Origin of the sequence: Natrinema salifodinae (assembly GCF_900110455.1) — an archaeon.
GTDB lineage: Archaea > Halobacteriota > Halobacteria > Halobacteriales > Natrialbaceae > Natrinema > Natrinema salifodinae.
The window spans coordinates 524,906-537,871 of sequence record NZ_FOIS01000002.1 but is presented as its reverse complement, the minus strand read 5'-3'; the positions used below and the strand labels follow the sequence as shown (position 1 = coordinate 537,871).

Below are 12,966 nucleotides of genomic sequence, written 5' to 3'. Positions count from 1 at the left end.
GGACTTATTCGGTCGCTGCACCCAGGGTCACCATCGGAATGGTCGATCCGAACCTCATCAGCGGCGCCGTCTGGATCGTCTGCGGGCTCGCGATCCTGGGCCTGGCCTCGCTCATCGCGTTTCGCGGCCGCGTCGATCTCCACGCGAACTACGACGAGTCGGTCGACCCCGCATACGCCGCGCGGTGGGCCGGAGGAACGGCCCTGGTCATGGGGCTGCTCGTCGTCGCCTACGGGATTCGCGAGCTCCGCCACGGCTTCCAGCCCCAGTTGCTCGCCGGCCTGGTCGTCGCTCTGCTCGTCCTGAGCTACCTCTCGAAGCTGTTCGCCGGCGGGTTCGGTGCCGGAGAGTGAGCCTCTCGTGGCCGCCGTAGGTTCGCCCATCTGCTGTCGTCGGCCGTTGCCCGTGCAATCGTTCTTCCGTGTCCTTCGTTTCTCGACCGGATCGATGAATTGATAACGGCGCACTAGCGTGAAATGTAACATGTTATCCGGCGATACCGGCGTTCCAGCTGCCCTCCCCGCGCTGGCGCTGACGTTCGTCCTCCTGACGGCGGGCTGCGTGGCCTTGCCGAACGACGGTCCGACGACGGACGATCTCGAGGAGCAATTGAGCGCCGCCGAACCGCCGGCCGACGTCGCCGCAACGGTCACCGTTCAGCGGACGATCGACGGCGAGACGACGGCCTCTACCGAGGACGTCTGGCTCCGCGCCGACGGCGCGGCCCGGATCGAAACCGGCACGACCGGATCCGAGGTGATCATCGTCGACGAGGGTGAGCGGCGGTGGCACTACGACGCGTCGGCCAACTGGGCGACCCGCCTCGAGACCGACCCGTCGGCAACGCCGTTTCTCGAGGGCCTCTACGCCCAGCAGGAGCGGTACTTCGACGCCTACGACGTCGCGGAAATCGAAGAGACGACCCTCGACGGACGGGAGACCTACCGCGTCGCGTTCGATCCCCCGGACAACGAGACGATCGACCGCTCGATCAGCGTGCTGATCGAGGACACCGAGTACGTCGTGCCCCTGACGACCAGCGAGGGCGCTCCCGTCGAGCGAGGGGCCGATCGCGTCGAGGTCTGGTACGACCAGGCGACGTTGTTCCCGGTCAAGCACGCGATCGAAGGCGACGGCATCGAGTTCGAGACGACGTATCGGGACCTCGCGATCGACGAGGGGATCGACGACGAGCGGTTCGCGTTCGATCCGGCGGCAGTGGGCGCCGACGAGGGCGATGTCGAGGACGTCTCGTTCCCGTCGATCGAGTCCTACGAGGCCGTCGACGAGGCCGCCGAAGCCGTCCCGTTCGCGGTCGCCGAGCCGCCGGCGGACGTGCTGCCCGCCGGGGTCGAACTCGACTCGGTGACGGGCTACGAGTTCCCCGACGAGAACCGGACGCAGGTGTCCCTGCAGTACCGGACCGACGACGGCGGGACGGTGGCGGTCACGACGAGCGACGGGCCGCGGCGGTTCGCGACCGGCGGCGACGCGATCGCGATCGGCTCCGCGACGGGAACGATCGCCGAGACCGACGAAGGGACGGAACTGCAGTGGTCCTGTGGCGATAGGTACTATTCGGTGTTCGTCGATCGGGCCGTCGACGACGGGACCGAGACGGCCGTGACGGTCGGCGAGTCGCTGCCGACGGGCTGTTAACAGTTGTCGGTAGCATGGTCTCTTATTCACAGTACGTAGCGAGGCGGGAGCGGCTAGTTCGGTACGTACGTGTGCGAATGGACCGCGATCGAAATGGGATCCGCCTATAGATTTTCCTGTCGTTCCCGTTCAAGCCGTTGACAACCGATCACTAATGAATCTGGAATGTCAGTCGAGGTTTCGTGTAGTGCCTTAAATACGACAGAAACGTGATCGAACTGTGGGCCACGCGATGCTATCAACGGGTCAGTCTCCCAGTTGATGAATCCCTGATCACCCAACAGCGGCAGATGTTGATGCCGTAACTCCTGTCGAAGTCTTTCGGGATCGGCAGGAACGTTAGGGTTTATCGCACTTTCCGGTAATGGAACTGGTTGGTCTGCTGGCGCATCTACTAGCGAAACGATGAGTTGGCGGCGCGGTTCTGCTGCAAGGGCCTTGAAAACGGTATCCCATCCCTCGATGACCCGCTGTCCATTCTCAGCCCGCACCTCCAGTTCACCCATACCAGAAACCGCACCCTATCCGGTATAAATAGACGACCTACCAGCAGAAATCACTAACAATTCTCTCATACTTATATACAAACTCGCTCCCCTTCACCTATAGAAATAGAATATTTAATTTCCATTCTGGGGGAAGAAAACACCCCATGCTACTAGTACCGGCTCTGAGCGCCGTAACCGAATGGGTGTCGACGATCGGTTCCGTCGCCTGGCCGGCGACGCTGATATCCGCGGTCCGTCACCGTCGGCGGTAGGGACCGGATCAGGCGCGAGCCGCTCTGCAGCGATCGACGGCCCCCGGACTTACCGCTCGACGGCGATAGACGGCGTCAAAGAACGGACGGCAGGTGGCTGTATCGACGCGACTTCCGCCGCGTCGTCGCTACTCGGCGCTCGTTACTTGTGACGGTCGATCAGGTCGTAGCTACGCTCCCACTCGGCGTCGTCGTCGAAGTACCGCTCGGCCAGGGGCTCGTCGGGCATCTCGCCGACGGCCTTCTTCTCCTGGGTGTAGGACGGCCGGTCCTCGTCGACGTAGTAGCGGCCGGTCAGAACGGTCCCCTCGTTGAGGACGTCCTCAGTCTCGCGCATCATCTCGGCGGCCTCAGTCCGGTTGGTCACGTCGAAGTCGTAATCGTCGGACTCCTGAACGTCGACGTAGGGGACGTACTGTCGGGCGTCCTTGTTCCAGGTCGGACACTGGGTCAGGAAGTCGACGTGTGCGAAGCCGTCGTGCTCGATGGCCTCCTTGATGATCTCCTTGGCCTGGTTCGGGTTGACCGCGGCGGTGCGAGCGATGTAGCTCGCGCCGGCGGTCAGCGACTGCGACAGCGGCCGGATCGGCGTCTTCGCGCTGCCCGAGGGCTGGGTCTTGGACTTGTGACCCTTCGGGCTCGTGGGCGAAGTCTGGCCCTTCGTCAGGCCGAAGATCTCGTTGTTGAACACGATATAGGTCATATCGTGGTTCTCCCGGGCCGTGTGGATGAAGTGGTTGCCGCCGATCCCGTAGCCGTCGCCGTCACCGCCGGCGGCGATGACTTCGAGGTCGGGGTTGGCGAGCTTCGCGGCGCGGGCCACGGGCAGCGAGCGCCCGTGGATCGTGTGGAAGCCGTAGGTATCCAGGTAGCTGTTCAGCTTGCCGGAACAGCCGATCCCGGTGACGGTCAGCACCTCTTCGGGCGTCTTGCCGACTTCCGGCAGGGCCTGCTTGAGCGACTTCAGGACGCCGAAGTCACCGCATCCCGGACACCAGGTCGGCTGCGGTTCGACGCCGGGGGTGAACTCGTCCCGGTCGATCTCCCGTTCCTCACCGATTGCGTTGAATGCACTCATGGGTTAGTCACCTGCAGCGGGTTCGATTCGTACCTGTGCGGTCGGTTCGCGGTCCTCCTCAGCGAGGTTGACCTCGTAGCCCTCGACGATCTCGGCGGGCTCGAAGGGGTTGCCGTTGTACTTCAGGAGGCTGGTCAGCTTCTCGCCAAACTGGCCCAGTTCCTTCTGCAGGAGTCCGCGGAACTGCGCGGTGGCGTTCATCTCGACGACCATCGCCTCGTCGACGCTCTCTAAGAACTCCGTCACCTCCTGCTCGGCGAACGGCATCATGTCGGAGACGCTCAGCCCCTTGACCGAGTGGCCGTTGTCGTTGAGCCGGGCGATGGCCTCTTCGACCGCGCCCTGGCTCGAGCCCCACGTGATGATCCCGTACTCGGCGTCGTCGTCGCCGAAGTAGGTCTGGTTGGACTCGCGTTCCTCGTCGAGTTCCTCGCGGATCGACTCGAGCTTCTCGAGGCGCCGGTCCATCTGGTAGACGCGGTTGTCGGGGTCCTCGCTGATGTGGCCGACGGGGCTGTGCTCGTTGCCCGTCGCGAGGTACCGGCCGCCCTTCTGACCGGGCAGCGAGCGCGGCGCGACGCCATCCTCGGCGTTCTCGTAGTCGAAGCGCTTGAATTTCCCGGAGTTGTCGTGGGCGGCCTCGCGAAGCTCTTCCTCGGTCAGCGTCGAGCCCAGGTCCGGCGAAGGTTCGCGGTCGAAGAACTCGACGTCGACGTTGGTGTTCTCGCCGGAGAGCTTCTGGTCATAGATGAGCATGACCGGAATCTGGTAGTCCCACGCGATGTCGAAGGCCAGGCGGGTCTGCTCGTAGGCCTCCTCGATATTACCCGGCGCGAAGACGACGCGCTGGGAGTCGCCCTGACTCGTGTACAGGACGTGTTCGAGGTCGCCCTGTTCGGGCTTGGTCGGCATCCCGGTCGAGGGACCGGCGCGCATCGCCTCGATGAGGACGAGCGGCGTCTCGGTCATCTCGGCGAGGCCGAGCGGCTCGGACATTAGTGCGAAGCCGCCGCCGGAGGACCCGGACATGGCCTTGACGCCGGCGTGGCTCGCGCCGACGGCCAGCGCCGCGGCGGCGATCTCGTCTTCGACCTGCTCGGAGATCCCGCCCATGTCGGGGAAGTTCTGGCTGAGGATGGTGAACACGTCGGTCCACGGCGTCATCGGGTAGCCGGAGATGAACCGACAGCCGGCGTCGATCGCGCCGTAGGCGATCGCGTTCGAGCCCGACAGCAGCGCCTGTTCGGTCTCGTGGGAGCCCTCGGGCACGCGCAGGTCGTGCTCGAAGTCGTACTCCTCCTCGACGATCTCGTAGGCCTCGTGGAGGATATCGAGATTCGACTCGAGGATCTCCCCGCCCATGGCGTCTTCCATCAGGTCCTCGATGTGCTCGAGGTCCATATCCAGCAGCGCGGCGGTCGCGCCGACGCCGGCAGTGTTGCGCATGACCTCGCGGCCGTGGTCTCGCGCGAGCGACCGGAGGTCCATCGGGTAGACGTGCCAGTCGTTCTCCTCGGCACGGGCCTCGAGGTCCAGCGCCTCGACGTCCTCCTCGCTGACGAGGCCCTCGTCGTAGATGATGACCCCGCCCTCGCGGAGATCATCGAGATTCTCCGAGAGGGGTTTGACCTCTTCGTTGCCGTAGTAGGCTTCTTCTTGCGGGTTGCGGGCGAACGAGTCGCCCAGCGCGAGCAGGAAGTTGTAGCCGTCACCACGTGACTGTACCTCGTGGTCTGCGGCCCGAATCTCGACGTAGGTGTGGCCGCCGCGGATCCGCGACGGATAGTGTCGATGGGTGAATACGTCGAGCCCCGAGCGCATCAGCGCTTTTGCGAAATTCTGGCTCGTCGAGTCGATTCCGTCGCCGGAACCCCCCGCAATTCGCCAGATAAGTTCGTCGCTGCTCATAGGTGGATCAGTGGCCGATTGGCCAACCGTGGCAAGATTTTCGTTCGACCGAACCTAAAGCCTTTGCTATAGATTACCAAGGATCTTTCGTGAAGAATTGACGTACATTCAAAAATATGTATTAAAAATCATTATTGTAGGTGAGTAACCCGTTCATGATTGTCCTCATTTGTACAGAGAACCTGAATCTGAATTCTTTCCGATATCCCGCTACTCCGGACGCGAGCGGCGCTCGCGGTCCGTTCGGCAGCTCGACGGACGATAGCTTTTACACTCGTTTCATGGTGTGTTCACCCATGGGATACATCGTCCGGATGCCGAAGCTGGGTCTCGAGATGGAACGGGGGACGCTCCTCGACTGGGCCGCCGACGAGGGCGACTCGGTGTCCGAGGGGGATCTGATCGCCGAGGTAGAGTCCGAAAAGAGCGTCGCAGACGTCGAGGCGCGCGAGGACGGCGCGCTCCGGCGGACGTACCTCGAGGCCGGCGAGTCGGTCCCGCCGGGGACGCCGATCGGCATCGTCGCGCCGCCCGAGAGCGACATCTCGGGGCTCGAGAGCGAGGCGACGGCGGATCTCGAGGCGAACGTCGAACTCGAGGACGGCCCGAAAACCGAGATCGAACCCGCGGCGGACGACCAGGCCGCCGAGCCGTCGGCTGCCGGCGGAGCCGACGCGGAGACAACGGACGGCGACGGCGCGTCGGCCGACGAGATCAAGGCCTCGCCCCGCGCACGGGAGCGGGCGGCGGCGCTGGGCGTCGATCTGACGACCGTCGAGGGGACCGGCTACCAGGGGTCGATCAGCGAAGCGGACGTCGAGCGGGCGGCAAAAGAGGCCGACACCGGGGACGAAGACGGTAGCGAGCCGGACGCGTCCCCGCGGGCGCGCAAACGCGCGGAGGAACTGGGCGTCGATCTCTCGACCGTCGAGGGAACGGGGTACCAGGGCGCGATCTCCGCGTCGGACGTCGAAGCCGCCGCGGAGAGCGAACCCGCAGCGGTTGACGCGACGGCGGGCGGAGCCGCACCCCGAACCCTCGACGAGGAGCGCCCGTTCGACGGGATGCGCCGGACGATCGCCTCGCGGCTCAGCGAGAGCTACCGCGAAGCCGTCCACGTCACGGTCCACCGCGAGGCCGACGCCGAGGCGCTGTTCGCGGCCGCCGACGTTGCGTCCGACGTCCTCGAGACGGACGTCTCGGTTCAGGACGTTCTCCTTCGGGCCGTCTCGGCGACGCTCGCGGAGCATCCCGGTTTCAACGCGACGTTCGAGGACGACGTCCACAAGCACTGGTCGGAACGCAACCTCGGGATCGCCGTCGACGTCGAACAGGGGCTCATCGCACCGGTCCTCCCCGACGTCGGGGAGAAGTCGCTGGCCGAAATCGCCGACGAGCGCCGGGACCTGGTCGACCGCGCGGTCAGCGGCGACTACACGATGGACGACCTCCAGGGCGGGACGTTCACCGTGACGAACCTCGGCGTCCTCGGCGTGGAGTCGTTCGATCCGATCATCAACCCCCCGCAGGTCGCCATCCTCGGCGTCGACGCCGTCGCGGAGCGGCCGACCCGCGGCGACGACGACGGCGTCGAGTGGCGGCGCCACCTCCCGTTCGATCTTACGTTCGACCACCGGGTCGTCGACGGCGCGGACGCCGCCAGGTTCCTCGAGACCCTCGTCGGTCACGTCGCCGAGCCGTGGCCGCTCCTGCCCGACGCCGTCGCCGAGGCCGCCGACGCGGCGGACGGGGCCGGCGGAGTCGCAGCCGAGAGCGAATCCGAGGCGGCCGAGGTCGACGGCGGTCCCGCCGGAGCCGACGCGGAAACGGAGATGCCCGGCCGCAGCGTCTCCGCGGCGAACCCCGAGGGTATGCGCGGTCGCATCGAAGCCGGCTCCTTCGAGTGGTCCTACGACGAACCCGAGTCAAGCGGCGGCACCGAGACCGGTCCGACCCCGGTCGACGTCTTCCTCGGCGGGCTCGCGTCGTGTCTCTCGCTGAGCGCGCGGTACCAGGCGAGCAAGCGCGACGCTGCGGTCGACGAAATCCGGGTCGACGTCGATGCGGCGCCCGAAGAGGGCTCGGTCGAGCGCATCGAGGCGACGATCCAGATCGATTCGGACGAGGACGACGAGACTCTCGAGCGGATCGTCGACCTCGCGGAGCGCGGCTGTCACGTCTCGCAGTTACTTCGGGCGGATCTGGACCTGAACCTCACCTGGGATCAGCTCTGAGCCCGCGGTCCCGCGACCGGAGCCCGAATCCGTGCGAGCGGTCGTGGCCGCCCGCCCACAGTCTGCCGGCCGCTATTCCGGGTACGTCCGGTCGGGCTCCGGCATCGCGTCGACGTTCGCTGCGGTCTCGAAGATCGCGCCGTTGAGCTCCGCGGCGGTGTCGAAGTACCAGAACTCGGTGCCCGCGTAGTCGCCGCTCTGGACGACCGGCATTCCCGCGTCCTCGAACGCGTCGACGACCGCGTGGGGGTCGTCGAAGGCGAAACAGGCGACGTGGTGGAGCCCCTCGCCGTGTTCCTCGAGGTGTTCCGTGTAGAGGCTCGGTCCCTCGAGGGGTTCGATCAGTTCGATCATCGTGTCCCCGAGCTGGGCGAGCGCGAGCACCATCGAGTACTCGGCGGACTCGCCGCAGAAGGTACGATCGGACAGGGCCGGCGGCTCGAAGCGGTGGACTTGCCAGGGACCGATCCCGAGGATCGAGCCGAAGCGGTCCATCCCGTCCTCGATGTCCTCGACGACGAACGCGACCTGGGACAGTTCGGGGATCTCGACGTCTAGTTGTGGGGCGTCACCGATTGACATATCGGGGCGAACGGTACCACGAGAGTCGAAGTAATTCTTTGGCCGCGCCGGGGGCGGGTCGGAACGGGCTACCGCCCTCACTCCCCGCTCATCTCGTCGACGGCGGCGACCTCGGCGGCGTCGAAGCCGCCGTTTCGCGCGCCCGCCGCGAGCGCGGCGTCGACGTCGACCAGGCGCGGCCCGTCCGGGACGGTCGTCAGTTCGACCATCGCGTCCGTGAGTTCGAGTTCGCGCTCGCCGTCGGCGCCGACGACGCCGTCCGGCACGTCGAACCGGACGGGCTCGTCAGGAGCGACTCGCTCGACCGATCCGATACCGATCTCCGCGGTGACGCCTGGCGCGACGATCGCTCGAACCGACCGGGGCGTCGCGTCCGGATCGGCGAGCCGGAGCGCGACGCCGCCCGGATCGGCCGGCGCGACCGACTCGAGCGCGCCCGCGACGGCTGGCAGGCCGACGTCCCCAGGGTGGGCCCGCGAGACCAGGCCACCGCGGAGGTCGTCGGGATCGAGCAGCGCTCGGGTCCCGATGAACGACTTCGAGGAGACTTCGACGGCGGCCAGGCCGGTCAGCCCGCGCTCGCCGGTCGGGGTCTCGGCGCGGGCCTCGATCATCTCGTGGCGGGTCGTCACCGCGTCGGGGGACGCCGCGTCCGTCGCGACCAGGGCCGCGGCCGCGCCCGCGACGGTGCCGTCGACGGCCGCGGGGACGACGTTGTTCGTCCCGGTCGAGACGGCCACGAGCGGCACGTCGCCGAGTTCGAGCGCGGCGTCGCGGGTCGTGCCGTCGCCGCCCAGTACGACCGCGACATCGACCGCGTCGCGGAACTCGGCCGCCGCTCGCCGGGTGTCAGCCGCGGTCTCCTCGACGGGCATTTCGAGGGTCGCGGCCTCGACGTCCGCGGGGGCCTCCGCGACCGCGTGCTCGGCGATCCCGGCCCGGTCGGGCATGACCAGAACCTCGGGGCGGTCGCCCGCGACGGCCAGGCCGTCGACGACGCACTCGGCGACCCGCCGTTTCGCGTAGTTGTCGACGACGCTCGCACCGCCGGTGAGCCGGCGGATATCCCGTCCCGCGGCGGGGTTGACGAGCAGACCGATGGTGGTCACGTGCGGCCCCGCTACGCGAGCCGCTCGATCGCCGCCGTCACCTCGTCGCCGTCGGGCAGGACCTCCTGCTCGAGGGGCGGGCTGAACGGGACGTGGGTGTCGGGCGTGCCGACCCGCTGGATCGGCGCGTCGAGGCTGAAGAACGCGTCCTCCTGGACGCGCGCGATGATCTCGGCGTGGGTCCCGTACGACAGCGGGCTCTCGTCGGCGACGACGAGCCGGCCGGTCTTCTCGACGCTCTCGACGATCGTGTCCGTGTCGAGCGGGTACAGCGAGCGGGGGTCGATCACCTCGACGCTGACGTCGCCGTCGAGGTCCTCGGCGACGTCGAGCGATTCGCCGACCAGGCGCTGGGTGGCGACGACGGTGACGTCCTCGCCCTCGCGCTCGACGGCCGCCTCGCCGAGCGGGATCGTGTAGTCCTCGTCGGCCGGCACCGCGCCGGACTGCTCGTAGATCATCTTGTTCTCGAAGACGAACACGGGGTCGTCCGAGCGGATGGCCGCCTTCGTCAGGCCCTTCGCGCTCGCCGGGGTCCCCGGCGCGACGGCCTTCAGCCCGGGGAAGTGGCCGATCCACGAGTGGATCGTCCCCGAGTGCTGGCTGGCGGCGCCCATGCCGCCGCCCTCGGTCGTCCGGACGGTGACCGGCATGTCGGCCTTCCCGCCGAACATGTAGCGCATCTTCGCCATCTGGTTCATGATCTGTTCCATCGAGACGCCCGCGAAGTCCGAGAACATGAGCTCGACGACCGGCCGCGTCCCGGTCGCCGCCGCGCCGGTCGCGGCCCCCATGAACCCGGCCTCGCTGATCGGCGTGTCCCGGATTCGCTCCTCGCCGAACTCCTCGTAGAGGCCGCTGGTCACCTCGAGGACGCCGCCGAACAGGCCGACGTCCTCGCCCATAACGTAGACGTCCTCGTCGCGCTCGAGTTCCTCGCGGAGCGCCTGGCGGATCGCCTCGCGGACGGTCAGCGTCTCGGTCTCGGTCTGCGCTTCGAGATCGGCCTGTGCGGTCATCGTCGATCACCTCCGTTCGGGCCGCCGTCGGCACGCGCGATGTCGGCGAACCGCTCGATTTCGGGCGGCCGCTCGGCGAACACGTCCTCGTAGGCGTCGGCGGGTTCCGGTGGGTCCGCCGCCTGCGCGTACTCGACGGCGTCGTCGATCGTCGATTCGACCTCGGCGCGGAGGTCCTCGAACTCCGCCTCGGTCAGTTCGCCGCGCTCGATCAGTCGGTCCCTGAACGACGTGATCGGGTCGCGGTCCTTCCAGCGCTCGAGTTCGTCCTCGTCGCGGTAGGGCTCCTCGTCGCCCTCGTAGTGGCCGCGGTAGCGGTACGTCTCCGCCTCGATCAGCGACGGCCCGTCGCCGGCGCGGGCCCGCGACCGGGCCTCGGCGACCGCCTCTGCGACGGCGGTGACGTCCATCCCGTCGACGGTCACGCCGGGGATATCGTAGGCCTGGGCCGTGTCGCTCAGGTTGTCGAGGTTGTGCTGGTTCTCGACCGGCGTCCCCTCGCCGTAGTGGTTGTTCTCGACGACGAAGATCGCCGGCAGGTCCCACGTGGCAGCCAGGTTGATTGCCTCGTGAATCTGGCCCTGGGCCACGGCCCCGTCGCCGAGGAAGCCGACCGCGACCTGGTCGCGGTCCTGGTAGTCGATCGACAGCGCCGCGCCGGTCGCGAGCGGTGGCCCGGCCCCCACGATGCCGTTCGCGCCGAGCATGCCGGCGTCGACGTCGGCGATGTGCATCGAGCCGCCCTTGCCGTTGCAGTAGCCCTCGGCCTTGCCGTAGAGTTCGGCCATCATGTACTTCGGATCCAGTCCCTTCGCGATGCAGTGGCCGTGGCCGCGGTGGGTACTCGCGATGTAGTCGTCCGGATCGAGCGCCGCACAGGCCCCGACGCCGACCGCCTCCTCGCCGATGTAGAGGTGGACGAAGCCGGGTATCTCGCCGTCCGCGAACCGTTCCCCTGCTTCCTCGTCGAACGCCCGTATTGTTACCATTCGTCGCATCGCCTCCCGTCGGCCGTCCGCGCTCTCGAGAGTAAACTCTGCCATGAGACAGCTGTGAGGTACGACATCACTACACATATATCTAGCATCCGGGCTCAGCCGAGATCACCCGATAAAAGAACTATATAGCGTGAATCTTGCGAGTTCGCGAATGCGTTCGGCCGTCGGTCGAACGCGGACGATCCCACCCGAGCGGGCTCGCGGTTACCGGTCGAGCACGCTGGCCGTAACCGGTTCGAGCCCGTACTCGTCGGCGAAGTCGGCAAGGAAGTCGGCGCGAGCGGGGATCTCGTCGGGGTGGTGGGAGTCGGTGCCCACGGTCACCGAGACGTCGTGCTCGCGCAGGACCCGGAGGAACTCCGAAGCCGGGTGGACGATCTCGGCGTCGGTCAGCGCCCGCCCGGCATTGATCTCGGGGACCGTCCGTGAGTCGGCGAACGCCTGCGCCACGCGCCGGTAGTGGTCGGTGGTCGCTCGACCCCGCAGCGGCGGCGTACGCTCGATCAGGTCCGCGTGGGCCGCGATCTCGAACAGTTCCGACTCGACGAGCGCGACGAGCCGATCGAAGTACTCGTCGACGACCGCGTCGCGCTCGGCCTCGTCCAACTCCGCGAAGTGCGAGGCGATCTGGACGTTCTTTCCGTCGACCTCGTGGACGCTTCCGATCGCGTAGTCGAACCCCGCCTCCGCGAGGAATTCGTCGATGGCCGCCTCGTCGCGCGGGTCGTAGTCCATCTCGACCGCGTCGTAGACCTCGATATCGAAGTTCTCCCGCAGGCGCTCGATCCCCCGGCGACGGCGCTCGTAAGTCCGGTCCAGGTTGAACCCGTAGAGACCCCGCATCAATTCGGGACCCTCGCGCGCGGCCACGTTACAGTGGTCGGCGAAGCCGATGCCCTCGAGGCCGGCCGACTCGGCGGCCCGAACCATCGACCGGAGAAAGTCGCCGTCCGAGTAGTTCGAGTGGACGTGAAAATCCCGCATACGTCGTCGACCACGAGCGACGTGTTAGTCGTTTTGCTCGCGGAACACGGTTCGTCGGGGTTTCGCGAGCGATGAGTTGCTGGTTTTCGTTCCGGTGACGGAACGACTAGTACGGACGGGATAACACCGGTGTAATCACTAACACTGGTATCCGCGAGCGCTTAAGTCGTCTCGGCTCCAAACGAACGTACAGATACAGCAAATATCACAGCAAAAATCAGATTACGTAGAAATCAGATTACGTAGGCGACACCGAGATCGACGCGACGCTCGACGACGCGCTCGATCGCCTCGAGTCGGTGGCCTACCCCCTCGAGAACGAACGAGCGAAGAGGCCTACGGCGTCGATTCCGCTATCGCCAAGCAACTCATCTTCCGACAGGAACTCGAGGAGGATCGCACAACCGTCGTGTTGATCCGCGATCAACTGGGATACTAGCGAGTCGGTCGCGCTCGGGTAAGTGGGCTCCGCAGTGGAGAGACGCCACCTGATACGGTACTTTCTCTCTATTGAATTCCCCAACGATCAGTACAAGTGAAGACTTATCCCACGAGGATCCGTGATCAGAGCAAGTGGTTCGCTGCCGAAGCGAGTGAATCCAAAGAGACAGTCTTTTTAGCGTGAATTTCCGCGT

Annotated in this window: 11 protein-coding genes and 1 pseudogene; 4 read left to right on the top strand and 8 right to left on the bottom strand. The window is 66.5% G+C overall.

All coding sequences use genetic code 11. The annotated features are described in order from the left end of the window. Positions 1-38 precede the first annotated feature (38 nt). Both BMY29_RS08005 and BMY29_RS08000 read left to right on the top strand, forming a co-directional pair. The gene (locus BMY29_RS08005) at positions 39-353 is read left to right on the top strand and encodes a hypothetical protein (protein WP_049988656.1); all 315 of its coding nucleotides are present in this window, start codon (positions 39-41) and stop codon (positions 351-353) included. A 130-nt stretch (positions 354-483) separates the two neighbouring features. Beyond that, positions 484-1,659, top strand: a complete 1,176-nt coding sequence (locus BMY29_RS08000; RefSeq protein ID WP_049988655.1) for a LolA family protein — start codon at positions 484-486, stop codon at positions 1,657-1,659. Between the two features lie 104 nt (positions 1,660-1,763). On the opposite strand, the gene BMY29_RS07995 is transcribed toward BMY29_RS08000, so the two are convergent. From BMY29_RS07995 to BMY29_RS07985, 3 genes are all read right to left on the bottom strand, one after another. After that, positions 1,764-2,165: a hypothetical protein gene (locus BMY29_RS07995; protein WP_074854670.1), complete on the bottom strand. Its 402-nt coding sequence runs from the start codon at positions 2,163-2,165 to the stop codon at positions 1,764-1,766. A gap of 396 nt (positions 2,166-2,561) precedes the next feature. Further along, positions 2,562-3,497, bottom strand: coding sequence for a thiamine pyrophosphate-dependent enzyme (locus tag BMY29_RS07990; RefSeq protein WP_049988654.1), 936 nt, complete (start codon positions 3,495-3,497; stop codon positions 2,562-2,564). Positions 3,498-3,500: 3 nt separating this feature from the next. Then, complete coding sequence (locus BMY29_RS07985; protein WP_049988653.1) at positions 3,501-5,405, bottom strand: 2-oxoacid:acceptor oxidoreductase subunit alpha; 1,905 nt, start codon at positions 5,403-5,405, stop codon at positions 3,501-3,503. 296 nt (positions 5,406-5,701) lie between these two features. Here BMY29_RS07985 and BMY29_RS07980 point away from each other — a divergent pair, with 296 nt between their 5' ends. Next, positions 5,702-7,639 (top strand): 2-oxo acid dehydrogenase subunit E2, encoded by a 1,938-nt coding sequence (locus tag BMY29_RS07980; protein ID WP_049988652.1) that lies wholly within the window; start codon positions 5,702-5,704, stop codon positions 7,637-7,639. Between the two features lie 72 nt (positions 7,640-7,711). Here BMY29_RS07980 and BMY29_RS07975 read toward each other — a convergent pair whose 3' ends face one another. The 5 genes from BMY29_RS07975 to BMY29_RS07955 form a co-directional block, all read right to left on the bottom strand. Next, on the bottom strand, positions 7,712-8,221 hold the full coding sequence (locus tag BMY29_RS07975) for a VOC family protein (RefSeq protein ID WP_049988651.1): 510 nt from the start codon (positions 8,219-8,221) through the stop codon (positions 7,712-7,714). Positions 8,222-8,298: 77 nt separating this feature from the next. Then, entirely contained in the window at positions 8,299-9,330 is a 1,032-nt protein-coding gene (locus BMY29_RS07970) for an NAD(+)/NADH kinase (protein ID WP_049988650.1), read from the bottom strand. An 11-nt stretch (positions 9,331-9,341) separates the two neighbouring features. Then, on the bottom strand, positions 9,342-10,349 hold the full coding sequence (locus BMY29_RS07965; protein ID WP_049988649.1) for an alpha-ketoacid dehydrogenase subunit beta: 1,008 nt from the start codon (positions 10,347-10,349) through the stop codon (positions 9,342-9,344). Then, positions 10,346-11,392: a thiamine pyrophosphate-dependent dehydrogenase E1 component subunit alpha gene (locus BMY29_RS07960; protein ID WP_049988648.1), complete on the bottom strand. Its 1,047-nt coding sequence runs from the start codon at positions 11,390-11,392 to the stop codon at positions 10,346-10,348. The genes BMY29_RS07965 and BMY29_RS07960 overlap by 4 nt, the downstream gene beginning before the upstream one ends. Positions 11,393-11,551: 159 nt before the next feature. Then, positions 11,552-12,331 carry a PHP domain-containing protein gene (locus tag BMY29_RS07955; RefSeq protein ID WP_049988647.1) on the bottom strand — a complete coding sequence of 260 codons (780 nt, stop codon included), beginning with the start codon at positions 12,329-12,331 and terminating at the stop codon, positions 11,552-11,554. A 257-nt stretch (positions 12,332-12,588) separates the two neighbouring features. Here BMY29_RS07955 and BMY29_RS21430 point away from each other — a divergent pair. After that, positions 12,589-12,770, top strand: a pseudogene (locus BMY29_RS21430) (lactate utilization protein); the annotation flags it as partial. Between the last annotated feature and the right edge of the window lie 196 nt (positions 12,771-12,966).

Excerpts from the sequence above, each read along its gene's own strand:
- BMY29_RS08000 (WP_049988655.1), top strand. The coding sequence starts at position 484 with ATGTTATCCGGCGATACCGGCGTTCCAGCTGCCCTCCCCGCGCTGGCG.
- BMY29_RS07995 (WP_074854670.1), bottom strand. The coding sequence starts at position 2,165 with ATGGGTGAACTGGAGGTGCGGGCTGAGAATGGACAGCGGGTCATCGAG.
- BMY29_RS07980 (WP_049988652.1), top strand. The coding sequence starts at position 5,702 with ATGGGATACATCGTCCGGATGCCGAAGCTGGGTCTCGAGATGGAACGG.
- BMY29_RS07990 (WP_049988654.1), bottom strand. The coding sequence starts at position 3,497 with ATGAGTGCATTCAACGCAATCGGTGAGGAACGGGAGATCGACCGGGAC.
- BMY29_RS07955 (WP_049988647.1), bottom strand. The coding sequence starts at position 12,331 with ATGCGGGATTTTCACGTCCACTCGAACTACTCGGACGGCGACTTTCTC.
- BMY29_RS07975 (WP_049988651.1), bottom strand. The coding sequence starts at position 8,221 with ATGTCAATCGGTGACGCCCCACAACTAGACGTCGAGATCCCCGAACTG.
- BMY29_RS07965 (WP_049988649.1), bottom strand. The coding sequence starts at position 10,349 with ATGACCGCACAGGCCGATCTCGAAGCGCAGACCGAGACCGAGACGCTG.
- BMY29_RS07985 (WP_049988653.1), bottom strand. The coding sequence starts at position 5,405 with ATGAGCAGCGACGAACTTATCTGGCGAATTGCGGGGGGTTCCGGCGAC.
- BMY29_RS08005 (WP_049988656.1), top strand. The coding sequence starts at position 39 with ATGGTCGATCCGAACCTCATCAGCGGCGCCGTCTGGATCGTCTGCGGG.
- BMY29_RS07960 (WP_049988648.1), bottom strand. The coding sequence starts at position 11,392 with ATGGCAGAGTTTACTCTCGAGAGCGCGGACGGCCGACGGGAGGCGATG.